The organism is Cupriavidus sp. H18C1 (genome assembly GCF_049311595.1).
Taxonomy (GTDB): domain Bacteria; phylum Pseudomonadota; class Gammaproteobacteria; order Burkholderiales; family Burkholderiaceae; genus Cupriavidus; species Cupriavidus cauae.
In genome coordinates, this window is the sequence record NZ_CP186008.1 from 1751462 (window position 1) to 1778385 (window position 26924).

At 68.8% G+C, this 26924-nt stretch carries 20 protein-coding genes and 2 pseudogenes; 9 read left to right on the forward strand and 13 right to left on the reverse strand.

Annotated elements, in window-relative coordinates; all coding sequences use genetic code 11:
* Positions 1–262: 262 nt before the first annotated feature.
* Entirely contained in the window at positions 263–1645 is a 1383-nt protein-coding gene (locus tag OJJOAM_RS08180) for an ATP-binding protein (protein WP_422647648.1), read from the forward strand.
* On the forward strand, positions 1642–2265 hold the full coding sequence (locus OJJOAM_RS08185; protein ID WP_422647649.1) for a response regulator transcription factor: 624 nt from the start codon (positions 1642–1644) through the stop codon (positions 2263–2265). Before OJJOAM_RS08180 ends, OJJOAM_RS08185 begins: the two co-directional genes overlap by 4 nt.
* Before the next feature lie 182 nt (positions 2266–2447).
* On the opposite strand, the gene OJJOAM_RS08190 is transcribed toward OJJOAM_RS08185, so the two are convergent.
* The 7 genes and pseudogenes from OJJOAM_RS08190 to glgX all read right to left on the reverse strand — a co-directional run bounded on the left by OJJOAM_RS08190 (position 2448) and on the right by glgX (position 9959).
* Complete coding sequence (locus OJJOAM_RS08190; RefSeq protein ID WP_422647650.1) at positions 2448–2753, reverse strand: hypothetical protein; 306 nt, start codon at positions 2751–2753, stop codon at positions 2448–2450.
* Between the two features lie 133 nt (positions 2754–2886).
* On the reverse strand, positions 2887–3090 hold the full coding sequence (locus tag OJJOAM_RS08195; RefSeq protein ID WP_023264984.1) for a CsbD family protein: 204 nt from the start codon (positions 3088–3090) through the stop codon (positions 2887–2889).
* Between the two features lie 108 nt (positions 3091–3198).
* Complete coding sequence (locus OJJOAM_RS08200) at positions 3199–3783, reverse strand: hypothetical protein (RefSeq protein WP_006576302.1); 585 nt, start codon at positions 3781–3783, stop codon at positions 3199–3201.
* A gap of 254 nt (positions 3784–4037) precedes the next feature.
* Positions 4038–5369 (reverse strand): ATP-dependent protease ATPase subunit HslU, encoded by a 1332-nt coding sequence (gene hslU / locus OJJOAM_RS08205; protein WP_422647651.1) that lies wholly within the window; start codon positions 5367–5369, stop codon positions 4038–4040.
* 115 nt (positions 5370–5484) lie between these two features.
* Positions 5485–6021 (reverse strand): ATP-dependent protease subunit HslV, encoded by a 537-nt coding sequence (gene hslV, locus OJJOAM_RS08210; RefSeq protein WP_053820902.1) that lies wholly within the window; start codon positions 6019–6021, stop codon positions 5485–5487.
* Between the two features lie 441 nt (positions 6022–6462).
* Complete coding sequence (locus tag OJJOAM_RS08215) at positions 6463–7449, reverse strand: tripartite tricarboxylate transporter substrate-binding protein (RefSeq protein WP_149317267.1); 987 nt, start codon at positions 7447–7449, stop codon at positions 6463–6465.
* A 319-nt stretch (positions 7450–7768) separates the two neighbouring features.
* A pseudogene (glgX, locus tag OJJOAM_RS08220) lies at positions 7769–9959 on the reverse strand (glycogen debranching protein GlgX).
* A gap of 230 nt (positions 9960–10189) precedes the next feature.
* Here glgX and OJJOAM_RS08225 point away from each other — a divergent pair.
* The 7 genes and pseudogenes from OJJOAM_RS08225 (at position 10190) to OJJOAM_RS08255 (ending at position 19300) form a co-directional block, all read left to right on the forward strand.
* Positions 10190–10735 carry a Fur family transcriptional regulator gene (locus OJJOAM_RS08225; RefSeq protein ID WP_422647652.1) on the forward strand — a complete coding sequence of 182 codons (546 nt, stop codon included), beginning with the start codon at positions 10190–10192 and terminating at the stop codon, positions 10733–10735.
* A complete protein-coding gene (locus OJJOAM_RS08230) occupies positions 10723–11817 on the forward strand; it encodes a CobW family GTP-binding protein (RefSeq protein WP_422647653.1) in 1095 nt (364 codons plus the stop codon). Before OJJOAM_RS08225 ends, OJJOAM_RS08230 begins: the two co-directional genes overlap by 13 nt.
* 423 nt (positions 11818–12240) lie before the next feature.
* Positions 12241–12930, forward strand: coding sequence for an RNA polymerase-binding protein DksA (gene dksA, locus OJJOAM_RS08235; protein WP_422647654.1), 690 nt, complete (start codon positions 12241–12243; stop codon positions 12928–12930).
* 211 nt (positions 12931–13141) lie between these two features.
* Positions 13142–14462: pseudogene (gene zigA, locus OJJOAM_RS08240) on the forward strand (zinc metallochaperone GTPase ZigA).
* Entirely contained in the window at positions 14389–14973 is a 585-nt protein-coding gene (locus OJJOAM_RS08245; RefSeq protein ID WP_422647655.1) for a hypothetical protein, read from the forward strand. Before zigA ends, OJJOAM_RS08245 begins: the two are co-directional and overlap by 74 nt.
* Positions 14974–15208: 235 nt before the next feature.
* A complete protein-coding gene (locus tag OJJOAM_RS08250; protein ID WP_422647656.1) occupies positions 15209–17509 on the forward strand; it encodes a TonB-dependent receptor in 2301 nt (766 codons plus the stop codon).
* 210 nt (positions 17510–17719) lie between these two features.
* Positions 17720–19300 carry an ABC transporter substrate-binding protein gene (locus OJJOAM_RS08255; protein WP_422647657.1) on the forward strand — a complete coding sequence of 527 codons (1581 nt, stop codon included), beginning with the start codon at positions 17720–17722 and terminating at the stop codon, positions 19298–19300.
* Here the strand turns inward: OJJOAM_RS08255 and OJJOAM_RS08260 are convergent.
* The 6 genes from OJJOAM_RS08260 to OJJOAM_RS08285 form a co-directional block, all read right to left on the reverse strand.
* A complete protein-coding gene (locus tag OJJOAM_RS08260) occupies positions 19290–19910 on the reverse strand; it encodes a GNAT family N-acetyltransferase (RefSeq protein ID WP_422647658.1) in 621 nt (206 codons plus the stop codon). The genes OJJOAM_RS08255 and OJJOAM_RS08260 overlap by 11 nt on opposite strands.
* A complete protein-coding gene (locus OJJOAM_RS08265; RefSeq protein WP_422647659.1) occupies positions 19895–20845 on the reverse strand; it encodes an MBL fold metallo-hydrolase in 951 nt (316 codons plus the stop codon). The genes OJJOAM_RS08260 and OJJOAM_RS08265 overlap by 16 nt, the downstream gene beginning before the upstream one ends.
* Entirely contained in the window at positions 20842–21228 is a 387-nt protein-coding gene (locus tag OJJOAM_RS08270; RefSeq protein WP_422647660.1) for a DUF1289 domain-containing protein, read from the reverse strand. The genes OJJOAM_RS08265 and OJJOAM_RS08270 overlap by 4 nt, the downstream gene beginning before the upstream one ends.
* A 179-nt stretch (positions 21229–21407) precedes the next feature.
* Positions 21408–22730, reverse strand: a complete 1323-nt coding sequence (locus OJJOAM_RS08275) for a hypothetical protein (RefSeq protein ID WP_422647661.1) — start codon at positions 22728–22730, stop codon at positions 21408–21410.
* On the reverse strand, positions 22711–23352 hold the full coding sequence (locus tag OJJOAM_RS08280) for a hypothetical protein (protein ID WP_422647662.1): 642 nt from the start codon (positions 23350–23352) through the stop codon (positions 22711–22713). The genes OJJOAM_RS08275 and OJJOAM_RS08280 overlap by 20 nt, the downstream gene beginning before the upstream one ends.
* A gap of 822 nt (positions 23353–24174) precedes the next feature.
* On the reverse strand, positions 24175–26892 hold the full coding sequence (locus OJJOAM_RS08285) for a hypothetical protein (RefSeq protein ID WP_422647663.1): 2718 nt from the start codon (positions 26890–26892) through the stop codon (positions 24175–24177).
* Positions 26893–26924: the final 32 nt, after the last annotated feature.

The window sequence follows — 26924 nt, forward strand, 5'->3', positions numbered from 1 at the left end:
CCAGCGGAGCGGGAAGTCCGCGTCAAAAAGCGTCCGCGCAAATACGTCCGCCTGGGAACGTCCGCCTGAAAACGTCCGCCTGAAGGCGTCCGCTGAAAACGCGATTAGACCATGAACCGCCGGGGCGTCAGGGCCGTGCCCGAAGACCGCACACGGGCCCATGCGGCGCAATCCGCCAGTCTGGCAGTGCCCCGCGGCGTGACCAATGCGGCATGGTGTCGCACGACAAGGCCGGCCGCGGCGCCATTGCTACACTCGCGGCATGACGACGACCGCCCACGCTGCCGCATCTGCCGCCAGATCTGCCGCCCCATCCGCCGGCGATCCCATCCGCGCGCAAGGCCTCGGCGCAGACAGCCTGCTGAGCCTGCGCCGGGTGTACTGGCTGCGCTGGGCCATCCTCGGCGGACAGGGACTGCTGCTGGTCTGCGCCGAGACGCTGGCCGGGCTGCAACTGCCCTACCGGCCGCTGCTGACGATCTTCGCGCTGCAGGCCGTCTTCAATCTGCTGACCGCCTGGCGGCTGCGCCAGCATGCGCGCGCCGGCTCGGTGCCGGGCGATGCCGAGCTGATGGGACAGTTGCTGGTCGACCTGACCGCGCTGTCGGCGATCCTGTTCTTCACCGGCGGCGCCACCAATCCCTTCGTCTCCTTCTATCTGCCCGGGCTCGCGCTGGCGGCGGCGATCGTGCCGTGGCGGCAAGTGGTCGCGCTAGCGCTGTACGCGCTCGCCTGCTATTCGCTGATGCTGTTCGAATACGTGCCCCTGCACCTGCACAACCCGGACAACGCGGTGGTCTACCACTTGGTCGGCATGTGGCTGAATTTCGTCGCCAGCGCGGTGATGATCGCGCTGTTCGTCGCGCGGCTGTCGGGCGTGCTGCGCGAACGCGAGGCGCAGCTCGCCGACGCGCGCGAGCGGCTGCTGCGCGAGGCGCGGGTCGAGTCGCTGAACGCGCAGGCGGCGACCGTCGCCCACGAGATCGGCACGCCGCTGGCGACGCTGGCCGTGATCGCCGGCGAGCTGCGCGCCGACGCCGCCGACCCGGCGCGCGGCGGCACCGCGATCCGCGACTACCTGGCCGACCTGCATACGGTCGAGCAGCAGCTGACGCTATGCCGCGGCATCCTCGCGCGCTTGCGCGACGCGAACCGCGCCAGCGCCCTGCAGCCGGTCGGGCATTGGCTGCCCGCCTTCGCCGACGGCTGGCAGTTGCGCCATCCGCAGGCGCGCGTCGAGACCACGATCGCCGCGGATGCGGCCGACGTGCCGATCGAGCCGGCGCGGACCGGGCAGATGCTGACGATCCTGCTCGACAACGCGGCCCGCAGCCAGCAGACCGCCGGGCGCGGCGACCTGCCCCTGCGCCTGTCGATTGCACTGGAACCGCGCAGCGGCGCAGCGGGCGAACTGCTGCTGCGGGTGATCGACCATGGCGCCGGCATGCCGGCCGCGCTGCGCGCGCGCCTGGGCGAGACGCCGGTGGCGAGCACGCACGGCGGCCAGGGCATCGGCGCCTATCTGGCGCAGAGCGTGGCGCGCCAGATGGGTGGGCGGCTGCTGTGGCAGGACCGTCCCGAAGGCGGCACCGTGGCGGAGCTGCGGCTGCCGGCCACCCCCGATTCAACGGAGCATGCGGCATGAACCTGACGTCCAGCGCTTCCCTTTCCCCGGCTGTTGCCGCGGGCAACGACACCGGCGCGCCGTTCCTCGTGATCGACGACGACCCGGTGTTCTCGGACACGCTCGCCCGCGCGCTGACCCGCCGCGGCTTCGCGGTCGAGGTCGCGCACAACCGCCAGCAGGCGCTGGCGCTGGCCGAGAAGACCGCGTTCCGCTATGTCACGCTGGACCTGCATCTGGCCGCCGCGCCGGAGGCCGGCGTGACCGCGCCGGCCGACTCGGGGCTGCAGCTGGTGGCGCCGCTGCGGGCGATGCTGCCGCGCTCGCGCATCCTGGTGCTGACCGGCTACGCCAGCATCGCGACCGCGGTGGCGGCGGTCAAACAGGGCGCGGACGAATATCTGGCCAAGCCGGCCAACGTCGATTCGATCCTCGCGGCGCTCAAGTCCGGCATCTCGGAAGAGGCCGCCGAGGCCGCGCTGGAGGATCCGCTGCCGTTGTCGGTGCCGCGGCTGGAGTGGGAGCATATCCAGCGCGTGCTGGCCGAACATGGCGGCAACATCTCGGCGACCGCGCGTGCGCTGAACATGCATCGGCGCACGCTGCAGCGCAAGCTCGCCAAGCGGCCGGTTTCGCGGTAGGGGTTCGATCGGTGACGGCGCGCACGACGTCGTTGTGCGTGTCGTTGGGCGTATCGTTGGGCGTGTCGTTGGGCATCACACGGACGCAAGCACGGACGCAAGAAAAAAGGGCCTGCAATCGCAGGCCCTTCTTCTTTGCGCATCGTTCTTGCATCGCCTCGCGGCCATCGCCGCGCGGCGGCTCACAGGCGCAGTTGCACGTAGTCCCAGCCGAGGTCGTCGCCGCCATCGGCCGCGCGATTGACGGGGCCGGCGGCTCCGGTCGTGGTCGTGCTGACCCGCAGCGCGTCGAACGCATGCCGGTTCGAGCGCGCGCCGTATTCGGCGGACTCGCTGACGAACACCGCGTGCGAGACCTTGACCTTGCCGTCGCCCGTGGCGGCATCGATGCGCGTCGCTTCGCTGCGGTCCGGCACGGCGCACAGGAACGCTGTCGCCCCCGCCAGCCCGGCCAACACGCCCGCCGACATCAAACCGATATGCTTCATTCCGGACCTCCTGCTTACGGCCAACCTGCGGCCCAACGAGGCGCAAGCTTCTCATCGTCGCGGCAGGCGTGCCAGCCCGCTTACCAACGCTTACCTGGCTTACCTGCCGTCAACGGATGTCACCAGGCGGCCATCACCACCGGGTGTCGCGCTCCCACTCGCGCATTTCTTCCTCGGCGCGCTCCTTGGTGTAGCCATAGCGCTCCTGGATCTTGCCGGCGAGCTGATCGCGCTTGCCGTTGATCTGCGTGAGGTCGTCATCGGTGAGCTGGCCCCACTTCTCCTTGACCTTGCCCTTGGCCTGCTCCCATTTCCCTTCGATCTGATCCCAGTTCATGATCTGCTCCTCGATCTCGATTGATACGTTGGCGTCAATACGTTGGCGTGGTGCTTCGCTTGGTACAGCGATGTTCAGCCGGCCGCGTCGGCCGCGGCCGGCCGTTCATCAGCGGTTGTACTTCGCCTTGACGTCAGCCTCGCAGCGATCCTTGGCGTCGCCCGACATCGCGTCGCACTTCTCCTTGTCCGCCTTGTAGGCAGCGTCGCTGGTGTCCTTGCGAGCCTCGCGGCGCGCCTCGGCCACATCGGTGCGCGTACCGCCGCCGGCAGCCGCGCGGGTCGTCTTGGCCTCGCCCAGCGCCTTCTCATGCGCCGTCTTGGCTTCCTTCACGCAGACGTCCTTGTCGTTGCCCTTCTTGTCGTCGCAGCGTTCCTTCGCGACTTCATACTCGCGATCGGCCTTGACCTTCAGGACCTTGGCGCGGGCGGCCTCGGTGCCATCGCGGCGGGCCTCGGCCTCGGCCTTGGCCACGTCGCGGTCGCGCTTGGCCTCGGCCTCGCAGACGTCCTCGGCGTTGTCCTTCATGGCGTCACAACGGGTCTTCGCATTCTTGTAGTCGGCGTCGGCCCGCGAGACGGCGGCGTCATAGTCGGCGCGGGCGCCGGACGGCGCGCTCTGCGCCAGCGCAAACCCTGCCGGTGCGGCAACCATCATCGAACACACTGCAGCAGACAGCCATTTCTTCATCATGTCGCGCTCCTGTCGTCATCAAACGGTCAGAGGTCGCAAGGCCCGACGCTGGCGTCCGCCTTGCTGTCTCGTCGTATATGAAGGTTATGTGGCGAGCGCTTTTCCAAGCAGGCGGGGGCTTCCGAAAGGGGGAGTAAGACGATTCCCACATGCAAAGAACACGTCACCGCGGCGCGGCAGGGACGAAAAAAGCGCCTTCCCATCGCTGAGAAGGCGCTCTTCGGAGAGGCGCTTTGGGGCGGAATCGCTGCCGCTTACAGCACGTAGCGCGACAGGTCCTCGTTGGTGGACAGGTCGCCCAGCCGTTCGTCGACATAGGCGGCGTCGATCGTCACGGTCTCGCCGCTCGAGCGAGTGGCGTGGAACGACAGGTCCTCGAGCAGGCGCTCCATCACCGTGTACAGCCGGCGCGCGCCGATGTTCTCGACCTTCTCGTTGACCGAGTGGGCGATCTCGGCCAGGCGGCGGATGCCGTCCGGCGCGAACACCAGCTCGACCTGCTCGGTCGCCAGCAGCGCCTGGTATTGCTTGGTCAGGCTGGCGTCGGTCTGCGTCAGGATTGCCTCGAAGTCGGCCACCGACAGCGATTCGAGTTCGACGCGGATCGGGAAGCGGCCCTGCAACTCGGGGATCAGGTCGCTCGGCTTGGACAGGTGGAACGCGCCCGAGGCGATGAACAGGATATGGTCGGTCCGGATCATGCCGTACTTGGTGCTGACCGTGGTGCCCTCGACCAGCGGCAGCAGATCGCGCTGCACGCCCTGGCGCGACACCTCGCCGCCGCCCAGTTCGCTGCGGCTGGCGATCTTGTCGATCTCGTCGAGGAACACGATGCCGTTCTGCTCGACGTTGGCCAGCGCCTTGTGCTTCAGGTCCTCATCATTGACCAGCTTGGCCGCTTCCTCGTCGATCAGCAACTTGAACGCTTCCTTGACCTTCATCTTGCGGCGCAGCTTCTTGCCCTGGCCCAGGCCGGCGAACATGCTGCGCAGCTGCTCGGTCATGTCCTCCATGCCCGGCGGGCCCATGATGTCCAGGCTCGGCACCGCGGCCGCGACCTCCAGCTCGACTTCCTTGTCGTCGAGCTGTCCCTCGCGCAGTTTCTTGCGGAAGACCTGGCGGGTGTTGGAATCCTTTTCCTCGGGCTGCGAGAAGCCGATGTCGCGCGGCGGCGGCAGCAGCACGTCGAGCAGGCGGTCCTCGGCGGCATCCTCCGCCTTGGTGCGCACCTTCTTCATCTCGGACTCGCGCGTCTGCTTGATCGCCATTTCGACCAGGTCGCGCACGATGGTATCGACGTCGCGGCCGACATAGCCGACCTCGGTGAACTTGGTGGCCTCGATCTTGATGAAGGGCGCGTCGGCCAGCTTGGCCAGGCGCCGCGCGATCTCGGTCTTGCCGACGCCGGTCGGGCCGATCATCAGGATGTTCTTCGGCGTGATTTCCTGGCGCAGCGGGTCGGCGACCTGCTGGCGGCGCCAGCGGTTGCGCAGCGCCACCGCGACGGCCTTCTTGGCCTTGTTCTGGCCAATGATGTGTTTGTCGAGCTCGGAAACGATTTCCGACGGAGTCATGGTGTGGGACATGGGTCTCGGTATCCGGGTATCCGTTCAATGAAGGCCGGCCGGGGCGCCACTACCGCGCAGCGGCGCGGTGGGACGCCCGGCGGGCGTCACGTGCGGGGAAGCGTGATCCGGACGCTCACTCGAGCGTCTCGATGACGAAATTGGTATTGGTGTAGATGCAGAGCTCGCCGGCGATGCGCAGCGATTTCTCGACCACGTCCTTGGGCGAGAGCTCGGTGTTCTCCATCAGCGCCTTGGCGGCCGATTGCGCATAGGCGCCGCCCGAACCGATCGCCGCGATGCCGCCTTCGGGATCGAGCACGTCGCCGTTGCCGGTGATCACCAGCGTGGTGTCGCGGTCGGCGGTGATCAGCATCGCCTCGAGCCGGCGCAGCGCGCGGTCGGAACGCCAGTCCTTGGCCAGATCGACCGCGGCGCGCGTCAAATTGCCCTGGTACTTCTCCAGCTTGGCCTCGAAGCGGTCCAGCAGCGAGAACGCATCGGCGGTGCTGCCGGCGAAGCCCACCAGGACCTTGCCGTTGTAGATGCGGCGCACCTTGCGCGCGGTGCCCTTCATCACGATATTGCCGAGAGTGACCTGGCCGTCACCGCCCAGGGCAACCTGGTTGCCGCGCCGGACGCTGACGATGGTAGTGCCGTGATACTGTTCCATGGTGGCTTCTGAGTTGGGTTCAGGCAGCTACTTGGCGGCGGCCCGACGGAATTCAAGGGCGGGCGCCGACGGTGCGGGCAAGGCACATTCGCCGCGGCTCCGCCCGCGTCTTGCCAATATAGACGGCCGCAGCGGGGCCTTGCCTCTGCCGCTTGCTCCCGGTCGCCGGTCCTCGGCCCCGGCCTCTTGCCCCGGCTCCTTGCCCTGGCTCCTTGCCCTGGCTCCTTGCCCCGGCTCCTTGCCCCGGCTCCTTGCCCCGGCTCCTTGGCCCGACTTCTTGCCGCAGTCCCTTGCCGGCCTCTCCCCCGCCTCCGCAGCGCGAAGCTTTCAACGATGCCAGAAACAAAAAGGCCACGCGTTGCCGCGTGGCCTCGGATGCCGCTCCATCCCGCCGCGCTGCGCGGAGCGCAGCGGCGGCGAAGCGGTCAGCGCCGCCTTGACTCAGTCCGCATAGACGCCGGCCTTGCGAATCACCGGGGTCCACTTGTTGATTTCGTTGCCGAGGAAGGTCTTCAGCGACTCCGGCGTGGCGCGCTGGGCCGGCACCGCTTCGGCGCCCAGTTCGGCCATCTTGGCGCGGAAGCCCGGGTCGGTCACCGACTTCTGCAGCGCCGCCGACAGCTTCTCGATCACCGGCTGCGGCGTGCCCTTCGGTGCGTACATCGCATGCCAGATCTTGACCTCGATGTTCGACAGGCCCTGCTCGGCCGCGGTCGGGATGTCCTTGAACGCCTCGACGCGGCGCGGCTGCATCGCGGCATAGGGCTTGAGCGCGTTGGCCTTCAGCTGGCCGGCGATGTTGGTGGTCTGGTCGCACATCAGGTTGACCTGGCCGCCCAGGATATCGGTCAGCGCCGGCGCGGTGCCCTTGTACGGCACCGTGGTCAGCTCGGTCTGGATCGCGCTCTGGAACAGCAGGCCGCACAGGTGCGAGGCCGAGCCGATGCCGGCGTTGGCGAGCGACAGCTTGCTGGCGTTGGCCTTGATGTACGGCAGCAGGTCCTTCAGCGTGTTCGGCGGCAGGTTCTTGTTGCCGACCAGCACCATCGGCACGTCGGCGATTTCGCCGATGTACTCGAAGTCCTTCAGCGGATCGAAGCCCAGGTTGCGGTACAGCGCCGGCGCGGTCGACATGCCGATATGGTGGATCAGCACGGTGTGGCCATCGTTCTTCGACTGGGCCACCTTCTTCGCGCCGATCGTGCCGCCGGCGCCGCCGAGGTTCTCGATCACGATGGTCGCGCCCAGATGCTTGGACATGACCTGCGCCAGCTCGCGCGCCACCTTGTCGGTCGGGCCGCCCGCGGCGAACGGCACCACGGCCGAGACCGGCCGGCTGCCCGGGTAGTCCTGCGCCTGTACCACGCCAGGCAGACCCAGTGCGGCGGCCGCGAGGGCGGCGGCCACGGTTTTTGCAACGTGTTTCATTATTTCTCCTGATTTCCCCGACTTCCCGTCGTGCAGACTGCCATGCCGCCCAGCCACCGTGGCGGCGTGGGCCGCCTCACCGGAGGCCGCGGCTTGGAGCCGCCATGCTATCAACGGCGACTTACCCGAAATATCAGGAAATACCCGGGCCGAAGCGGCGCCGGCGCGGGTGCCGAAGGCGAGCCGAAGCAGGCCGAAGCGAGCACCAAAGCGAGGGCCGGAGCGGGGGCGGAATCAGTGCCAAATCAGGGACGAAGCAGGGCCAAATCAGGGCCGAAGCCGGCCGCGCGCCGCCTCCCGGATCGGCCGCGCTTCGATGTCATTGCCCGCCCGGACCGGGCTCGGCGTCCTCCGTCAGCACGCCTTCCAGCCGTTCGAACACGCGCCGCGTCGCGCCGCGCGCCTCGAGGGCGAACAGCAGCAGCGAGCGCCCGGTGACCTGGTAGACGTCGCCGGACGAGAACTCCGGCAGCTCCTCGCGCACCGGCATGTTGGTGTCGATCAGGCAGGTCCACTGGTCGCTGCCGGGAATCTGCGGCAAGGTGAACTCGACCACGTCGTGATAGGCGTTGAACACCAGCAGCAGCGTCGCGTCCGAGGCCAGGCGGCGGATGCCGGTGGCGCGCGCGCGGCCGTCGATGACCAGGCCGAAGCAGCGCATCGAGGCGTCGTCCCAGTGTTCCGGCGTCAGCTCGTCCCCCGCGGCGCTGATCCACTTGACGTCGGCCACGCCCAGTTCCTCGTCGACCTCGCCGGTCAGGAAACGGCCCCGCCGCAGCACCGGCAGCGCGCGCCGCAGCGTGGTCAGCTTGCGTACGAACTCGATCAGGGCGCGGCCGCGCTCGTCGATCTCCCAGTCGACCCAGCTGATCTCGTTGTCCTGGCAGTAGGCGTTGTTGTTGCCCTGCTGGGTGCGGCCGAACTCGTCGCCCGCCACCATCATCGGGGTGCCTTGCGAGAACAGCAGCGTCGCCAGCAGATTGCGCTTCTGGCGCTCGCGCAGCTCGACGATCTCCGGGTCGTCGGTCGGCCCTTCGGCGCCGCAGTTCCAGGAACGGTTGTCGCTGGTGCCGTCGTTGTTGTCCTCGCCGTTGGCGTCGTTGTGCTTGTCGTTGTACGAGACCAGGTCGTGCAGCGTGAAGCCGTCGTGCGCGGTGATGAAGTTGACGCTGGCCCAGGGCCGCCGCCCGCTGTGGTTGAACTTGTCGCCGGAGGCGGTGACCCGCGCCGCCAGTTCCGGGGGCGACGCCCTCCTCGCCGCGCCAGAAGTCGCGCACCGTGTCGCGGAACTTGTCGTTCCACTCGGCCCATCCGGCCGGAAAGCCGCCGACCTGGTAGCCGCCCGGGCCGCAGTCCCACGGCTCGGCAATCAGCTTGACGCTGGACAGGATCGGGTCCTGGCGGCAGGCCTTCAGGAAGCCGCTGCCATAGTCGAAGCCGCCGGGCTCGCGCCCGAGGATCGTGGCCAGGTCGAAGCGGAAGCCGTCGACCTGCATCTCGGTGACCCAGTAGCGCAGGCTGTCCATCACCATCTGCAGCACGCGCGGATGCGACAGGTTCAGCGTGTTGCCGGTGCCGGTGTCGTTGATGTAGTAGCGCTTCTCGTCCGGCATCAGCCGGTAATAGGAAAGGTTGTCGATGCCGCGGAACGACAGCGTCGCCCCCAGCTCGCTGCCCTCGGCCGTGTGGTTGTAGACCACGTCGAGGATGATCTCGAGCCCGGCCTCGTGGAAGCGGTCGATCATCTGCTTGAGCTCGCCGACCGCGCCCGGCTCGCGGGCAAAGAAGCGCGGATCGGGCGCGAAGAAGCCGATCGTGTTGTAGCCCCAGTAGTTGGTCAGGCCCTTGTCGAGCAGATGGCTGTCGTTCAGGAAGACATGGATCGGCAGCAGCTCGACCGAGGTCACGCCCAGCGCCTTGATATGGTCGATCACCGCGCGCTGGCCCAGGCCCTCGAAGGTGCCGCGCATCGCCTCGGGCACCGCCGGATGGCGCCTGGTGTAGCCGCGCACGTGGGTCTCGTAGAAGATGGTCCGCTCCCACGGCACGCGCACGCTCAACGGGTGCTCCCAGGTGAAGGCCTGGTCCACGACCTGGCACTTGGGCATGAAGGGCGCGCTGTCGCTTTCGCTGAAGCTCAGGTCGTCCTGCCCCATTTCATAGCCGAACACCGCCGGATCCCAGCGCAGCTCGCCTACGTAGGCCTTGGCATACGGGTCGAGCAGCAGCTTGTTCGGATTGAAGCGATGGCCGTTGGCCGGATCGTAGGGCCCGTGTACGCGATAACCGTAGACCGCGCCCGGCGCCAGCCCCTGCACGCGGACGTGCCAGACCTCGTCGGTGTATTCGGGCAGCGCGATGCGCTCGATCTCCCGTTCGCCGTTCTGGTCGAACAGGCACAGCTCGACCTTGCTGGCATGGGCGCTGAACAGCGCGAAGTTGACGCCGTCGCCGTCCCAGGTGGCGCCCAGGGGAAACGGCAAGCCTTCGCTGATGGTGTGGTTGGACATGGCGTGCGGCACTCCCGTGTGGAAACGATGGTGCGGAGCACGGCGCATGCCCGGGCGCCGGCCATGGAACGCACGCCGGCGCTTCCCATATTTCCCGCCGCCGGTCCGGCAGCGTTGTCAAAACTACAGAGGCGCGGCGATCGGCCGCCAGCTCAGGCCATGAGGCTCCCGGGCGGCCCGCTCTCGCAACTGAATTGCATCTCCGGGGGGCACTATGGTTAAATCGCCCCATGTCTTCGCCCACTCCCAGCCTGCCGGCCGCCGTCGATGCGGCACAGGAACGCCTCCGGGCGCTGGGTGCGCGCGTCACGCAACCGCGCGTCTGCATCCTGGCTTGCCTGATCGGCAGCGACATCCCGCTGACCCACCAGGCCGTGATCGACCGTCTCCCGGGCGGCGCCGAGGCGATCGACCGCGTCACCGTCTATCGGGTGCTCGACTGGCTGGTCGAGCAGGGGCTGGCGCAAAAGCGCGCCGGCAACGACCGCGTGTTCCGCTTCAGCCTGATCGAGCACGAGGCGGCGCGCGCCGAAGTCCATCGCCGGCACAGCCATTTCCATTGCAGCCGGTGCGACCGCACCTTCTGTCTGGACGCCGACAGCGCGCCGCCGCGGCAGGCCGCGCCGCGCGTGCCGAGCGGCTTCGCGGTCGAACACGTCGAATTGACCGTCAACGGCATCTGCGCCGAATGCGGCGCGCGCACCGTGGCCGACGCGCCCGCCAACGGTGCCGCTGACGCTTCCCCCCATCCCGGAGAACCAACATGTCCAAACTGATCCCGGTCACGATCCTGACGGGCTTTCTCGGCAGCGGCAAAACCACGCTGCTCAAGCGCATCCTCAACGAACAGCACGGCATGAAGATCGCCGTGATCGAAAACGAGTTCGGCGAGGAGAACATCGACAACGAGATCCTGGTGCAGGACGGGCGCGAGCAGATCGTGCAGATGAGCAACGGCTGCATCTGCTGCACGATCCGCGGCGACCTGGTGCAGGCGCTGTCGGACCTGATCGGCCGCCGCGACGCCGGCGAGATCGACTTCGACCGGGTCGTGATCGAGACCACGGGCGTGGCCAACCCCGGCCCGGTGGCGCAGACCTTCTTCATGGACGACGAGATTGCCTCGCGCTATCTGCTCGACGCGGTGGTCACGCTGGTCGACGCCAAGCACGGCAACCAGCAGCTGGACAAGCAGGAAGAGGCGCAGCGCCAGGTCGGCTTCGCCGATGCGATCTTCATCACCAAGGCCGACCTGGTGTCGGCCGACGAGCTGGCCGACCTGCGCCATCGCGTGCTGCAGATGAACCCGCGCGCGCCGATCGGCACCGCGCATTTCGGCGAGGCGCCGATCGACTCGATCTTCGACCTGCGCGGCTTCAACCTGAACGCCAAGCTGGAGATCGACCCGGACTTCCTGCGCGCCGAGGAGCACGACCACGACCATGACCACGAGCATGGCGAGCACTGCGGCGCCGACTGCGGCCATGACCACGAACACGCGCAGGGCCATGGTCATCACGACCACGGTCACGGCCACAACCACCACCATCATCACCACCACACCGACCGCATCGGCTCGTTCGTCTTCCGCAGCGAAAAGCCCTTCCACTACGGCAAGCTCGAGGAATTCCTGTCCGGGATCCTGACCGTCTACGGCGAGAAGCTGCTGCGCTACAAGGGCGTGCTCTATATGGAAGGGGTCGACCGCAAGGTGGTATTCCAGGGCGTGCACCAGCTGATGGGCAGCGACATCGGCGGCAAATGGGAGGACGAAACCCCGAGCACCAAAATGGTGTTTATCGGTGTCGACCTGCCCAAGGACGCCATTCTGAAGGGCCTGGCCAACTGCCTCGCCTGATTATCGGTGCCCGCCGCGGGCCCGCTCCGGGCCTCGGTTTCCGTCATGCAAGCGCCATGCGGGCGCCCTGCTTACCGCACTGCGGCACCCGGATGGGTGACACGGCGCCGCCGCTGCACGGTGATACGCAGCGTGCGCGGCTCGGTGAAACACCGAATATCCGGTCCGGTTTTCCACCGTATCTCCTGGTAATTTGTTCAAGTACAATAAGCCGGATGTGATGCGGGCAGCGCGGTCTTGCCGCCGCCTGCGTCGTATGCAGGGCGGCGGTTGTCGTCAGCATCAGACGGCCGTCCTCCGGTGCGGCCGCTGTGCTCGTGCGATGGCCGTCGAACGCGCGGGATCTCGTGCCGCAACGTTTCAGGCGTTGCCGCTGGGGCAACGACGCCGACCGATGTCGACCGACGCCGAGAAAGGGATCCCATGGTAGCCGCAGCAAAAACCAAAGAAAGCCGCAGCAAGACCGCTGGTACTGCGGCCGCTACGACGAAGGCGCAGGGACAGCAAGCTGCGCCTACCCCCCGGAACGGCTCGGCGCAGGCCGGTACCGGAGCGGCAAAGGGAGGCACGCGAAGCAGCAAGACTGCAGCAGCCAGCCAGAGTGAAACGGTCGAACCGCGCAAGCGGACCGACACTGCATCCGCGCGGAACACGACGCCGCCGGTCGCATCAACAAGAGAATCAGCAGCAACCATGAGCAGCAATAAACTTCTGACTGAAGCTGAAATCCTGAAGATGGACGACAAGGACTACATGAACGAGGCCCAACTGGCCTTTTTCAAGAACCGCCTTGAACAGCTGCGCGACGAAATCCTGAAGAACGCCGACCAGACCACCGAACATCTGCGCGAAACGGTCATCGTGCCGGACCCGGCGGACCGCGCCACGATCGAAGAAGAACATGCCCTGGAGCTGCGCACGCGCGATCGCGAGCGCAAGCTGCTGAAGAAGGTCGAACAGTCGCTGGCCCGCATCGAGTCGGGCGAATACGGCTGGTGCGAGGAAACCGGCGAGCCGATCGGCGTGCCCCGCCTGCTGGCCCGCCCGACCGCGACGCTGTCGCTGGAAGCCCAGCAGCGCCGCGAACTGCGCCAGAAGCTGTTCGGCGATTGAGGCCTGCGCCCCTCGATCTGCGCTGTCAACGGCCCGGAATTCCGGGCCGTTTGCTTTTGTAGCCCGAGGCACCCGCCGAGCCGTCGCCGCCAGGCGACAGCGAAGGTGCCGCGGCCACGCATTTCTGCTACAGTCGCAACCTTGTTGCAATAAGCCGGCGATCCGCCCTGCGCGCCGCCGCGCGACATCCCCTTCCATCCTCCAGATCGCCATGGCCGACCGTCTTCCCGTCACCGTATTGGCCGGCTTCCTCGGCGCCGGCAAGACCACGCTGCTGCAGCACGTGCTGGCCAACCGCGAAGGCAAGCGCGTGGCGGTCATCGTCAACGACCTGGCGGACGTCAACATCGATGCGCGTCTGGTCGGCGAGGGTGTGCTGGCGCAGGCCGGCGAGCGGCTGGTCGAGCTGTCCAACGGCTGCATCTGCTGCACGCTGCGCGAGGACCTGCTGGTCGAGATCGCGGCGCTGGCGCGCGAGGGGCGCTTCGACTATCTGCTGGTCGAATCGACCGGCGTGGCCGAGCCGCTGCCGATCGCCGAGACCTTCACGTTCGAAGACGAGCATGGCCACGCGCTGGACAGCCTGGCCCGGCTCGACACCATCGTCACCGTGGTCGACGCCGCGCATTTCCTGCGGGACTTCGACGAGGCCGACTATCTGCGCGACCGCGGCCAGGCCCGCGACGACGAGGACGACCGCACCGTGGTCGATCTGCTGATCGAGCAGGTCGAGTTCTGCGACGTGATCGTGCTGAACAAGATCGATCTGGTCGACGATGCCGAGCGCGAGCGGCTGATGGCGCTGCTGCACGTGCTGAACCCGCGCGCCGAGATCGTGCCCGCCAGCTTCGGCCGCGTGCCGCTCGACAAGGTGCTCGACACCGGCCGCTTCGACTTCGAAGCCGCCGCGGCCGCGCCGGGCTGGCAGGCCGAACTGCGCGGCGAGCATGTGCCCGAGAGCGAGGCCTACGGCATCGGCAGCTTCGTCTACCGGCGCCGGCGCCCGTTCCACCCGCGCCGCTTCGCCGATCTGATCCATACCGAATGGCTGCGCCAGCATGGCAACGTGCTGCGCTCGAAGGGCTTCTTCTGGCTGGCGAGCCGCATGGACGTGGCCGGCAGCTGGAGCCAGGCCGGCGGCGTGTGCCGCCACGGCGGCGCCGGTGCCTGGTGGGCGGCGGTCGATCCGGCCGACTGGCCGCAGGACGACGAGACGCTGGCCGCGATCCGCGCCGACTCGGAAGTCGACGGTGCGCCGGCCCCGTTCGGCGACCGGCGCCAGGAACTGGTGCTGATCGGCCAGAACATGGACCGCGCCGCGCTCGAGGCCGCGCTCGATGCCTGCCTGCTGACCGATGCCGAGATGGCGGCCGGGCCCGAGGCCTGGGCCGCATACGATGATCCCTTCCCCAGCTGGGAAGACGCGCTTCGACGACGGGGACCACGATCATCACGAACATGATCACCGTCACGATCACGATCACGATGGCGGCCCCTGCGACTGCGGCCACCATGGCGGACATGCGCACTGAGTTGCTGCGCACGCTGCGGCGCCGAGGCACAGACCGCCTGACCGGTGGACTGTGGGCCTTGTGGCTGGTGCTGTGCCTGATGCTGGCCCAGCATGCCGGCCTGGTTCACCGCGTCCAGCATGGCGGATCGCCGGCCGGGCTGATGTCGTCCGGCTTGATGTCGGCAGGGCTGACGTTGGCCGGGCACGCATCGCCCACCGCCGCTGCGACCGCGACAGCCGCGCGCGACGACGCCTCCGCCTCCGCCTCCGCCACCGATGCCGATGCCGATATCGACGCCGGTACCGGCACCGACAGCCACGCACCGGACAGCGCGCGCGCGTCGACCCACTCGTGCGTGCTGTTCGACGCCGCCACGCAGGCCCCCGGCGCCTGCGGCGCGCCCCCGATGCCGCTGCTGTCGCACGGCAAGCCGCTGGTGCCGCCCGGCATCACCTGGCGCTGGCCCCACCTGCCGCCGCAGCGCAGCTTCCTGACGCGCGCCCCACCCGCTTCGCTCGCCTTCGCCTGAGCCCGGCCGCCCTCGCGGCCGCTTGTTGACGACCCGGCGATCCCGACGTTCGACCACGCTGACCGGCACGACGCCCAGGACATGCCGCCGACATCCCGGCGACATCCCTGGCGACATGCTGGCGACAGGCCCGCACTCCCATGCCATCGCGGCGGGGCGTGCCTTGCCGCGCCAGCCGGGCAATGAGTCAGCGATCGCGACCGATCGCCCCCCGATGTCCTTCGCATCGCGAGCCATGAATCCGACCCTGCAACGCACCGCCGCACGCCGTTCCTCCCACGCTTCGGTCCGCCCGGCGTACGACCTTCTGCAACAGCTGACGCAAGACCTGTCGCATCGGCTTGGCACCCGCCTGACGCCGCTGGCCGCCGTCGCGCTGTGCCTGGCGGCACCGGCCGCCTGGGGCCAGACCGCCCCGCCCGCCGCACCGGCCGCGGTGCCGGCTGCCACCACTGCCGCCCCTGACACCAACGCCGCATCGGCCGCCCCGGCCGCCCCTGCCGCGGTGCCGGCCACCACCCCCACGTCAGCCGCCCCAACCCTCGGCGAAGTGGTGGTCACCGCCAACCCGCTCGGCAGCGACCTGAACTCGCTGGTGCCCGCCGTCTCCACGCTGCAGGGCGACAACCTGGCCGTGCGCCAGAACAGCACGCTCGGTGAAACGCTGAACAGCCTGCCCGGCGTGTCGTCGACCTACTTCGGGCCGAACTCGAGCCGGCCGGTGATCCGCGGGCTCGACGGCGACCGCATCAAGGTGCTGCAGAACGGCGGCAGCAGCATCGACGCCGCCACGCTGTCCTACGACCACGCGGTGCCGCTGGACCCGCTGGTGGCCGAGCGCATCGAAGTCGTGCGCGGCCCCGCGGCGCTGATGTACGGCGGCAATGCGATCGGCGGCGTGGTCAACGTGATCGACAACCGCATCCCCAAGGCGCCGATCGAAGGCGTCACCGGCGCCACCGATCTGAGCGCCACCATCGACGGCGACGCGGCGCGCAATGCCAGCGGGCTGGTCGAGGCCGGCAACGGCAAGTTCGCGATCCATGCCGACGCGTTCGCCCGCAAGACCAGCGACCTGCGCATCCCCGGCTTCGCCCGCAGCGAGCGGCTGCGCAACAGCCAGCCGCTGGAGGAAGGCGAGACCGAGGTCCGCGGCCGGCTGCCCAACACCAACGCCGAGCAGCACGGCGGCGCGCTGGGCGGCTCCTACACCTGGGCCGACGGCTTCGTCGGCGCGAGCTACAGCGCCTATCGCAACGACTACGGCACGCCCGCGGAAGACGAGGTGCGGCTGAACATGAAGCAGGACCGCTTCGCGCTGGAAGGCGAGGCGCGCAACCTGTCCGGCACCACCGGCGGCTGGTTCGAATCGGTCAAGGGCAAGTTCGGCTATACCGACTACGAGCACAAGGAAATCGAGGGCGGCGAGACCGGTACGGTGTTCAAGAACAAGGGCTGGGACGCCCGCATCGAGGCGCAGCACGGCAACATCGGCCGCATGCGCGGCGTGATCGGCGCGCAGTTCGGCGCGACCCGCTTCTCGGCGCTGGGCGAGGAAGCCTTCGTGCCCAGCAGCGACACCGACAATGCCGCGCTGTTCGTGTTCGAGGAGATGCCGCTGGACGCGGCCGGCAACCTGAAGCTGAACCTGGGCGGCCGCATCGACCATACCAGCGTCAAGGCGACCGCCGGCGGCAACGAACGCTTTGCCGACGCCAACCGCAGCTTCAACGCGGGCAGCGCCTCGGCCGGCCTGCTGTACAAGCTGGGCCCGGCCTGGTCGCTGACCTCCAACGTCGCCTACACCGAGCGCGCGCCGACCTTCTACGAGCTCTACGCCAACGGCCCGCACGTCGCCACCGGCGCCTGGGAACAGGGCGATCCGAACGCCAACAAGGAACGCGCGACCTCGGTCGACCTGGGCCTGCGCTTCAAGCAGGGCGACCACAGCGCCGGCGTGTCCGGCTTCTACAGCCGCTTCTCCAACTATCTGGCGCTGTCCGCGACGGGCAACGCACGCAACGAGGAAGGCGAGCTGGTCGCGCCCGGCAGCGCGGACGCCCTGCCCGAGCTGCGCTACCTCGGTATCCCGGCCACGCTGTACGGCTTCGAGGCCGAAGGCAAGACCCGGCTGGCGCGCAAGCTGCTGACCGGCAGCGACACGCTGGACTTCGAGGCGCGTGCGGACTACGTGCGCGGCGAGAACCGCGAGACCGGCGAACCGCTGCCGCGGCTGGCGCCGCTTCGCCTGGGCGGCGCGCTGGTCTACGGCGCCGGGCCGTTCGGCGCGCGCATCGACCTGACCTGGGCCGCGAAGCAGACCCGCGTGCCGGTCAACGACACGCCCACCGATGCCTACACGATGCTGGGCGTCGCGCTGACCTACAAGATCAAGAGCGGGCGCACGCAAACCCTGCTCTATCTGCGCGGCGACAACCTGACCAACGAGGAGGCGCGCAATGCCACCTCGATCCTGCGCGACATCGCGCCGATGGCGGGCCGCAGCGTGCGGGTGGGCATGCGGACGACGTTCTAGCGGTGCGCGCCGGTGGCCGGGCACCGCTTCCCGGCTACCGGGGCGACGTTTCATCGCGGTGCAACAGGCACTCGACCGGGGCGCGCGGGGGCCTGCCGTGGCCTGGCCTGCCTGCTGCGGGTGCAGCGCCGCGCCGCGGGTCTATCCGTCTTGACACTGCAAGAGCGCGGTCCGGACAATGCCGCACACCTCAACCGACGGGAGTGCCCGATGCCATTCGTTCGTCGTACCCTGCGCGCCGCGGTGCTGGCCACAAGCCTGGCCTTCGGCGCCGCCGCCCTGCCCGCGCACGCGGCCAGCCTGACCATCGGCCTGTCCGGCGATATCACCTCCCTCGATCCGCACTATCACAACGTCACGCCCAACGCGAACGTCGCCGAGCACATGTTCGAGACGCTGATCGCCAAGGACGAGAAGATGCGCTTCAAGCCGGCGCTGGCGCTGAGCTGGCGCGCGGTCGACGAGACCACCTGGGAGGTCAAGCTGCGGCCCGGCGTGAAGTTCCACGACGGCAGCGAATTCACCGCGCAGGACGTCGTGTTCTCGCTGGCGCGGCCGGCCACCGTGAAGAACAGCCCGTCGCCGTACACGATCTACACCAAGGGCTTCAAGGACGTGGTCGCGGTGGACAAGCTGACCGTGCGCATCACCACCCACGGCCCCTATCCGCTGGTGCCCAACGACCTGTCGACGATCTACATGGTGTCGAAGCAGGCCGCGGGCAACGCCTCCAGCGACGACTTCAACAGCGGCAAGGCGATGGTCGGCACCGGGCCGTACAAGTTCGTCAGCTTCCGCAAAGGCGACCGCATCGAGTTGACCCGCAACGACGCCTACTGGGGCAACAAGCCGCAATGGGACACCGTGTCGCTGCGCATCCTGACCAACGACGCGCCGCGCGTGGCGGCGCTGCTGGCCGGCGACGTGCAGGTGATCGAGAACGTGCCGACCTCGGATATCCGCAAGCTGTCGGCCGATCCGGGCGTGTCGGTGTTCAAGGTGCCGACCTTCCGCATGATGTACCTGCACATGGACAGCGACCGCGAGGTCTCGCCCTTCGTCGCCGACAAGGCCGGCAAGCCGCTGCCCCGCAATCCGCTGAAGGACGCGCGCGTGCGCCAGGCGATCTCGAAGGCGATCTCGCGCCAGGCCATCGTCGACCGCGTGATGGAAGGCGCGGCCGAGCCGACCGGCCAGCTCGTCAACAGCTCGCTGTTCGGCCACGTGCCGGGCCTGAAGCCCGATACCGCCGATGCCGCGGCGGCCAAGCGGCTGCTCGCCGAGGCCGGCTATCCCGACGGCTTCCAGCTGACGCTGCATACGCCGAACAACCGCTATGTCAACGACGAGCAGGTGGCGCAGGCGATCGCCTCGATGCTGACCCGCATCGGCATCCAGACGCGCGTCGAGGCGATGCCGTCGGCGAGCTTCTTCACGCGCGCCAACAAGCTCGATTTCTCGTTCATGCTGGCGGGCTGGGGTGCCGATACGGGCGAGGCCGGCTCGTCGCTGAAGTCGCTGCTGGCGACCTACGATCCCGCCAAGGGCTGGGGCGCCTCGAACCGGGGCCGCTACAGCAACCCGGCGCTGGACGCCAAGCTCAGCACCGCGCTGACGACGATCGACGACCGCGCGCGCGAGAAGCTGCTGCAGGAGGCGACCGAGATCGGCATCAAGGACTACGGCGTGATCCCGCTGTACTACCAGATCAATGTGTGGGCGGCGAAGAAGGGCCTGACCGTGATCCCGCGCCAGGACGAACGCACCTACGCGTTCAGCATCACTCGCTGACGGCCCGGGGCGAGGCCGGCGCCGGAGCCGGGACGGAAGGCATCACCGACTCCGGCACCAGCGAGTAGATCGCCGCGCGGCAGGGCACGCCGCGCAGCACCAGCCGGTTGCGCGCGATGCATTCGAGCAGCGCGCCGGTCTTCTCGGCGACGCGGCGGCTCGCCAGATTCTGCTCGGCGGCGACGATCTCGATGCGGGTCAGATGCAGCCGGTGAAAGCCGAAGCAGGCCATCATCCAGGCGGCGCGCGTGGCAAGTCCCTCGCCCTGCCGGCTCTTGCGGACCCAGTAGCCCAGGTTGGCCATGCGGTTCTCGGTCGAGATCTGGTTCAGCGCGACGCCGCCGAACAGCACGCGGCCGTCCTGCGAATAGATGCCGATGTCGTAGGAGAGCCCGGCCGCGAGATTGTCGGCGCAGGTATCGATCCACAGCTGCGCGTCGCGCACGCTGTAGCGCAGGTGGGCCCATGGCATCCATGGCGCGAGGCTCGCCATCGACTCCTGCACCGCGGCGGCCAACTGCTCCGCGTCGGCCTGTCGAAACGGGCGCAGCGAAAACCCGTCGCCACGCAGGATCGGCACGGTCCCCATCGCCCTCAATCCGAATTGCACACCGTCTCGCCGTCGACCGTTGCCGCGCTGGCCTTGACCAGGCCCGTCACGACCTGCTCCAGCACCTCTGGCAGCGGCGCGCCGTCCAGATAGCGCAGCCGCACGCGCTCGAGCAGCGGTGCCTGCGCCATCCATTGCAGCAGCGCGCCGCGCGTCATGCGCCGCTGCTCCAGCAGCTTGAACTTGACCAGCACCTTCAGCGCGTGCGCGGCGTTGCGGCGCGGATCGGCGCGCAGATAGTCGAGCCGGCCAGTGGCGCGCTCCAGTGCCGGGCCGACGTCGGTAAACGGGCTGCCATGGCCGGGAATCACCAGCCGCACATCGAGCTCGGCGATGCGCCGCAGCACGGCTTCCTGTTCGGCGAAGCCGCTGTCGCCGTCGAGCTCGGGAAAGATCACGCCGAAGCCGTGCTGCCACAGCGCATCGCCGGAAATCAGGATGCGCTCGGCCGGCGCGAACAGCATCACCGCGTGGGGATCGTGGCCGGGGGCGGCGATGACCTGCCAGTCCAGGCCGCCCATCCGCATCGATTGGCCGTCCTCGAGCAGCGCATCGAAGGCGAAGCGATCGCACTGCTGGCCGGTGGCGCGATAGGTCAGCGCATCGACGTCCCACTGCGCCACCGCGCGGGCCTCGGCCGCCGGAATCCACGTGCGAGGCTGCCAACGCCGCTGCAGCAGCGCATTGCCGCCGCAGTGGTCCGAATGCAGATGGGTATTGATCAGCCGCTTCAGCGGCTTGCCGTCGAGCGCGGCCTCGACCAGGGCCAGGGTCTGCTCGGCGTGGCTGACATAGCCGCTGTCGACCAGCACGGTATCGTCCCCGTCGATCAGCAGCACGTTGTTGGCCGACAGCCAGCCGCGCTCGAACACGCGGATGCCGGCGGGCAAACTCCGAGCCGGAGTGTTCGGCTCGCTGGCGGTGGATTGCGTCATCGCCGGCCTGCTCGCATCGTGTCGGACGTATCGGACGGACGGGACGTATCGGACGTGCGGGACGTATCCGGCGTATCCGACGTATCGGGCGTATCCGACGTATCGGACATATCGGACGGGCGGGACGTACCCGACGTGCCGGACATGGTGGCCGTGTCCGCCGCGACGGCGCGTTGCGGCAGCGCCTGCCAGATGGTGCGCTTGTCGTCGTCGCTACGGTTGGCCCAGCCCGCGATCTCGTCGATAGTGCGGAAGCAACCCTCGCAATAGCCGTGCTGGCCCATGCGGCAGACGTCGCGGCACGGCGAGGCCACCGGTCTTGCATATTGGGCGGCAAGCGCCCGGCGGCGCAGGTCGGCGATCAATTTCGGGTCGGCTGACATGGGGACGAATGGCCTGGCTGATCGACGCAGTGTAGCGCCATTGGCGGGACGGCACAGCCCTGCGGGTCGCGCGCCTCGCCATGCGCGCGCGATCAGCAGGATCAGCAGGAACAGCAGGAACAGCAGGAACAGCGGGAACAGCGGGAACAGCGGGATCAGCGGGATCGGCGGAACCGGCCTCAGACCGGTACCGGACCATGCGCGCGCGGCACGGCGTGCAGCAACGCCCGGTATTGGCGGCGCGCCTCCGTCCAGGCCCGGCGACTGCCCGCGTCCGCGGGCGCACGGGCGAACCAGCGCGACACCTCGGCGAGCAGGCCGGCCCGTGCCCGCTCGCGAGCCGGCAGCGCGGCGATCGCCTGCCACAGCGCCTGGCGGCAGCTGTCGAAACCGCGCCAATCGGCGGGCCGCGCGCCTTTGAGCCCGGATTCCATCTGGACCAGCATCGGCAGCAATTCGCCTTGTTGCTGGGACGACAACCCCGGCAGCAGCGCGATCGCATGCCGCACCGTGGTCAGATGAAAGTGCTCCTCGTACGACGGATAGAAGGGCGCGCGCACCACGCACAGCGTGGCGATCATGCTCAGCACGCTGGCAAAGCGCAACTTCCCGACTTGTCTCCATACCGCATCGACGAAGGCCGGAACCGCCTCGGCGGCCCAGGCCGGCCTGCCGACCTTCGCCAAGCCATCGTGCAATCGCAGCATGGCATCGGCCATGGCGACCAGCGCCGAAACCGTTCCGGACAGCAGGCCCGCTGGCGTGTTCTCCAACTGCACCAATGCCCGGGTCAGGCCGACGATTCGGGGTTGCCAGACTTCGTCCAGGCGGACGTCATGGCGATGGCACTGCGACACCACGGCGGCGAGCAGCGAGGCGTGCAGTGCCGCGTTCGGCAACGGCGGCTCCATCGCGGCCAGTCCCACATCGATCCACAGCGGGGGGATCACGCGGTTGCGCGACAGCGCGACGATCCACTCGGCCTGCTCGATCTTCGGCAGGCAGATCAGCGCGCTGTCCAGCGCATCGCCGTATTGGCCGTAGTCCTGCAGCGTGCGGGCGCGGTACCAAAGCGCCAGGGGTTTCAGCAGGCGATGCTGGACCGCCAGCGCCACGACCCGCTCGAACAGTTCCATCGAATGCGGCCCGGTGTACAGGCGTGCCGGCAGGGTGGCCAGCATTGCCGCCTGCTGCTGCGGCGTCAGCCGCTCGAGCCGGGGCAGCAGCATCGACTCCCACTGCTCGGCATCGGCCATGCAGGCCAGGCATCTCGCGATCTGGCTCGCGTCCGCCTCCGCCACACTGTCTTGCGATTGCGATTGCGATTGCGATTGCGATTGCGATGGCGATTGCGATGGCGATTGCGATGGCGATGGCGATGGCGACGGCGACGCCGGCAAGGCGGCCCACATGGCGTCCCAGGCCGCCAGACGGGCGTGCTGGGCCAGCAGCGCGAACAGCAGCACTTCGATGTTGCGGCGATCATGGCTTGGCAGGTTCACCGCGTTCTCCAGCCATTTGCCTGCCGCGAGGCGAGCCGTGTTCCTGAGGCCCTGGTCCGGCAGCGCGGCCAACGCCTGCAACAGCGCCTTGACCAGAATGGCGGCGGCCTGGGTCGGCCACGTGGTTGCCGTGGCCATCAGGTGCTTCCATAGCGCCACGTCCGTGGGGGACGTCGCTTCCCCCGCCTCGCGCATCGGGCGCGCAGCCGTGCATCAGCATGGCTAGCGACGATCTCGGCAACAGTGCCGCGAGCGCATGGGCGCTGGCCGCGGGATCGAGTTCGGCAAGCTGCAGGGCCTGCATGGCCATCGGCACTGCCTTCGACGGCGACAAGCGGGACGACTGGGCAAGCAGGCCGGTCAGGCCATCGATGACACGGCGCCGCTCGGCCGCCGGCACCACGCGCGCGGCCAGCACCCAGCACGAGTCTGGCACCAGCATCGAGCGCACGCGGTCGGTAATCGACAGCGTCGGGTTCCTGCTCAGCAGGAGTGCCGCGTCGACCCGATCCGCCAGTGGCAGGCGTTCCAGCGCGCGACAGAGTTCGTGCGCCAGGCGCTGGATGTCCCGTCTTTCGTCGCGGTCGATACATGCCAGTTGCGCCAGCTGGCCGGCGAGCACGCGCAGCGGCGCCGCACCGCCGTCGCCGTCGGGAAACGCCGCTCGAATCGCAGCGAGTACGATGTGCCGGCCCTCGCCACGCTCGCTGGGAGCCAGCACCGAAATGCGGCCGGCCGCCTGTTCCAGTGCCTCGTTGCGCGTCGATCGATCCGGGGGGAACGGCGAACGGTGCGTCCGCGGCTTTCGCCAACACGTGGGCGACCGCGCGGCGCAGCCCCGCCAGGGTCATCCACGAGGTCGCGTGCAGCAAGGGCACGCAGTGCGCCATCGGTTTGGCGAAGCGGGAGCAAACCTGCCGCAGGGCATGGCAGTCCTGTGGACTGAGCCTCGCGCTGATCGCGTGCAGCAAGGACAGCGGCAGCGCTTCCAACCGTGACAGCGTGCCGGCGTCGCGCCGATCGCGCATCGCGGCGCGTTCGCGCTGGCATCGCACTTCCTGTTGCATCGCGCGCGCGGACAGCGCGAACATCCAGGACTCCATCTCGCGACAGTCGCGCTGGCTCAGCGTCCACCGCGCCCCGCCCTCCAGCCGGAACAGCGACCGTACGACGTCGAGCAGCCTGTCAATCCATCTGTCGACCAAGCGGCGCGGCCCACCGCCCGCATCGAGGCGGATCGCGACAAAGGTGTCGTCGTCCAGGCGATCGATGCGGACCGGCTTACTGCCGCGGAAGCGGAAGACGCCGACCGTTTGCGCGCCGCCGGACGGCGGACGCCCCAGGCGGGACAGCGCGGCAATGCTGTCCGCATGAGCCGGCTCGTAGCGATATTTGGGAGGAAGCGGCATGGGCGAACCTCGTCAGAGCGCAAAGGGGCACGGTATCAACCCGGTGCCGGCGCAGCGATAGGCATCGCGCCCGCGGGCGCGGCCTCTGGCGACAATGCCGCCTTGGCCAGGCCGCGCCAATGGGCGACGCAGGGCTGATCCACGGCCGGGAGGCGATCACACAGCGCCGCGTAGTCGGCCAGGCAATCGAGCCACATCGATCGCAGGCTGTCGTTCTCGGGCGGACGGGTCAGCCAGGGTCCCGCGGCGGCCAGCATGCGCAACCGATGCCCCGCCGGCACGGCGCTGCGCAACATGTTCCACTGCGCCTGGCGGGCGGCATTGAATCCGCTGCTGCCCGCTTCGATATGCGCGCTGGCCAGCTCGACCAGCAGTTCGCCACGCTGCGCGGTCGGCACGCTGGCAGCGCTGCGCGCGACCAGTCCGATCATATGAGCGAGGCTCGATCGGGACAGATAGTCGTAGAACGTGGCGTCGGTGTTGCGCCGCGACCCCGCATTGCGATCGAGCAGGGCCTGGACGACCGCCATCCGCATCGAGGCCGGCGTGCGTTCGATCCAGGACCAGATCCGCTGCACGATCGCATCAGCCGCGTGCACCTCGTCGCGGCGCTTGCTCAGGCCCGCCGCCATGGCCGTGGTGTTGCCGAGCACGGCCACCGCGGTGGCGAACTTCTGCTGCGTCTCCTTCTGTTCCTGCCCCTGCACCGGCGCGCTGGCCTCCAGCTCGCCGGTCAACGTTCGGACGTGGCCAAGCCGCTCGCGTAGTGCGCCGCCGGCGCGAATCTCCCGCTCGTAATGCCAGGCCATCAGCATGGCCAATCGGATGCGGGCGGGGCCCTCTTGCGCGCTCGTGCGCGGCGTCTCCAGCCGGCGCATCGCCAGCGCGGCGGCGTTGGGCGAGCTGGCCTCGCCCTGCATCACCTGATGCAGCGCGTCGAACAACCGGGCCGGCTCCATTCGGCGGAGCAGCGACTCGACTTCGCGCCGCTGCCCGCGCGACAGCGAGCCGGCCATGTACCACCACAACGCGGCCCTGGGGCTGTCGTGCCGCACTGCCAGCCACATCGATTCCTCGAGCACCGCGGCCAGGCAGCGCGGTTCGTCGCGCATGGCCTCCAACGGCAGCATCGTCAGCAGCCTGGCACGCAGCGCGGGCGCGAGCGGAGCGCCGCCATGGCGATCGTCCAGAGGCGCCGGCCAGCCCGCCAGCGACGGCACGCACCACAGCATGTTGATCAGCTTGCCGGCGAGGCGAACGGCATGCGCCTCATCGTCGTACCGGCCATTGCGCCAGTCGGCCCATCTGGCGTGCCAATAGACGCCACGGTCCTCCAGCGGCAGGAGGTGGATCAGCCCGGCACCGAGGTCGACCCGCTGCGATGCCGACAGCGAAGCCGTCTCGATCCAGGCACGGAACGCCGAGGTACAAGCCAGCGCGGCCGGCTCCGGCAACTCACGCAGCCTGCCACGCAGGCCGTGCACGAACGGTTCGCACATGCTGGCCGGCAACGCACAGGCTTGCTGAAACAGCGAGCGCCACCGCGCCTCGTCCTGTGCGGCATCGCCACTGGGGACCCATGCGTTGCCCAGCGTTTCCAGCAGGATCGCCCTGGAGGCGGCGCGATCCGATGCGCCCCCTTCCGCATCGCTCAACACGGCGTCTTCGATGCCGGCGAGCAGCATGCCTTGGCCGGCCAGGGCGTCGCCTCGCTCGAACAGCGCGCGTAGCAGGTTCCGTCCCGCGCGGACCCGCTCCGACGCCGGCAGCCGGACCACCACGGTCAACCAGTTTTCCGCGGTGCAGGTGAGCGCCGTGAATGCCAATCCCGCTTCCCGCGGTCTCGGACTGTCCAGCACCGCGGACAGCGCGGCGTATTGCAGCTCGGCCGGCAAGGCTAAGATCATGCCGAGGAGACGATCGGCGATGGCATGACGTTCGGCATTACAAACAGGATTGAGGGCCGTGGCGATCGCGGCAAGCACGCCGGCGCGCGCGCCGGCATGGTCGAGGCGCTCCGCGGCATCGAGCAACGCCGCGCAGGCGGCCGGCTGCTGCCCATTCAGCAGGACACGCACGCGCGCGGCAAGCGCGGCGAGAACGGCCGTGCGGTCGGCCATCGGTACCGGCCATGCGGGGTCCTGTCGCCGATGCCAGCTGGCCATATCGTCAATGACGGCGAGCATGGCCGACAACGACGCGGCATTCGACACCTCGCGCATGGCGCGCGCGACCAGCGACTGGCTGACCATGGCGCGCTTCGCGTCCTTGCTGACCGTGGCGAGCGCCAGCACGTCGTCAGGCTGCAGGAACCTGCACACCTGACGCCACAGGACCGACAGCACATGCGTTGGCACCTGCATTGTCACGGGTAGGCCGTGGGCACGGGACCCCGGTTCGGCCCGCGCGTCCGCCGCGGTACGATCCGTCGCGACAGACCCCTCCGGCCGGCGGGCAGACCACCACGCCCGCTCGATCCGTTGCCGCTGCTTGATGAGCCTGCGGGCGTCGCGCGCCGCGATGGCCCAGCTGCGGCCGCCCTCGAGACCAAGCAGGGTGCGAAGCCAGTCGATCAGGCGCTGCCAGGGCGACCCAGGCTCGGCGGCGTGCACGCGTTCGGCGCGCACCGGCTTGCCGTCGAGCCAGACGATATTGACGGGGTAGGCGCGCCGGAACACGGGCTGCAGGCGTTCGACGTCTTCGAGGCGCGGCGGCGGCGGGCCGTGGTAGATGTACTTGAACGATTCGGGCATGGCGTTCCGGCAAGACCGGTGAGCATGACGTG

What these genes read in the sequence shown, in the direction of transcription:
- OJJOAM_RS08230 (WP_422647653.1), top strand. Translation starts at nt 10,723, where the DNA reads ATGTCCAAACTGATCCCGGTCACGATCCTGACGGGCTTTCTCGGCAGC.
- dksA (WP_422647654.1), top strand. Translation starts at nt 12,241, where the DNA reads ATGGTAGCCGCAGCAAAAACCAAAGAAAGCCGCAGCAAGACCGCTGGT.
- OJJOAM_RS08185 (WP_422647649.1), top strand. Translation starts at nt 1,642, where the DNA reads ATGAACCTGACGTCCAGCGCTTCCCTTTCCCCGGCTGTTGCCGCGGGC.
- hslV (WP_053820902.1), bottom strand. Translation starts at nt 6,021, where the DNA reads ATGGAACAGTATCACGGCACTACCATCGTCAGCGTCCGGCGCGGCAAC.
- OJJOAM_RS08265 (WP_422647659.1), bottom strand. Translation starts at nt 20,845, where the DNA reads ATGACGCAATCCACCGCCAGCGAGCCGAACACTCCGGCTCGGAGTTTG.
- OJJOAM_RS08215 (WP_149317267.1), bottom strand. Translation starts at nt 7,449, where the DNA reads ATGAAACACGTTGCAAAAACCGTGGCCGCCGCCCTCGCGGCCGCCGCA.
- OJJOAM_RS08225 (WP_422647652.1), top strand. Translation starts at nt 10,190, where the DNA reads ATGTCTTCGCCCACTCCCAGCCTGCCGGCCGCCGTCGATGCGGCACAG.
- OJJOAM_RS08245 (WP_422647655.1), top strand. Translation starts at nt 14,389, where the DNA reads ATGATCACCGTCACGATCACGATCACGATGGCGGCCCCTGCGACTGCG.
- OJJOAM_RS08270 (WP_422647660.1), bottom strand. Translation starts at nt 21,228, where the DNA reads ATGTCAGCCGACCCGAAATTGATCGCCGACCTGCGCCGCCGGGCGCTT.
- OJJOAM_RS08250 (WP_422647656.1), top strand. Translation starts at nt 15,209, where the DNA reads ATGAATCCGACCCTGCAACGCACCGCCGCACGCCGTTCCTCCCACGCT.
- OJJOAM_RS08180 (WP_422647648.1), top strand. Translation starts at nt 263, where the DNA reads ATGACGACGACCGCCCACGCTGCCGCATCTGCCGCCAGATCTGCCGCC.
- OJJOAM_RS08200 (WP_006576302.1), bottom strand. Translation starts at nt 3,783, where the DNA reads ATGATGAAGAAATGGCTGTCTGCTGCAGTGTGTTCGATGATGGTTGCC.
- hslU (WP_422647651.1), bottom strand. Translation starts at nt 5,369, where the DNA reads ATGTCCCACACCATGACTCCGTCGGAAATCGTTTCCGAGCTCGACAAA.
- OJJOAM_RS08195 (WP_023264984.1), bottom strand. Translation starts at nt 3,090, where the DNA reads ATGAACTGGGATCAGATCGAAGGGAAATGGGAGCAGGCCAAGGGCAAG.
- OJJOAM_RS08285 (WP_422647663.1), bottom strand. Translation starts at nt 26,892, where the DNA reads ATGCCCGAATCGTTCAAGTACATCTACCACGGCCCGCCGCCGCCGCGC.
- OJJOAM_RS08255 (WP_422647657.1), top strand. Translation starts at nt 17,720, where the DNA reads ATGCCATTCGTTCGTCGTACCCTGCGCGCCGCGGTGCTGGCCACAAGC.
- OJJOAM_RS08190 (WP_422647650.1), bottom strand. Translation starts at nt 2,753, where the DNA reads ATGAAGCATATCGGTTTGATGTCGGCGGGCGTGTTGGCCGGGCTGGCG.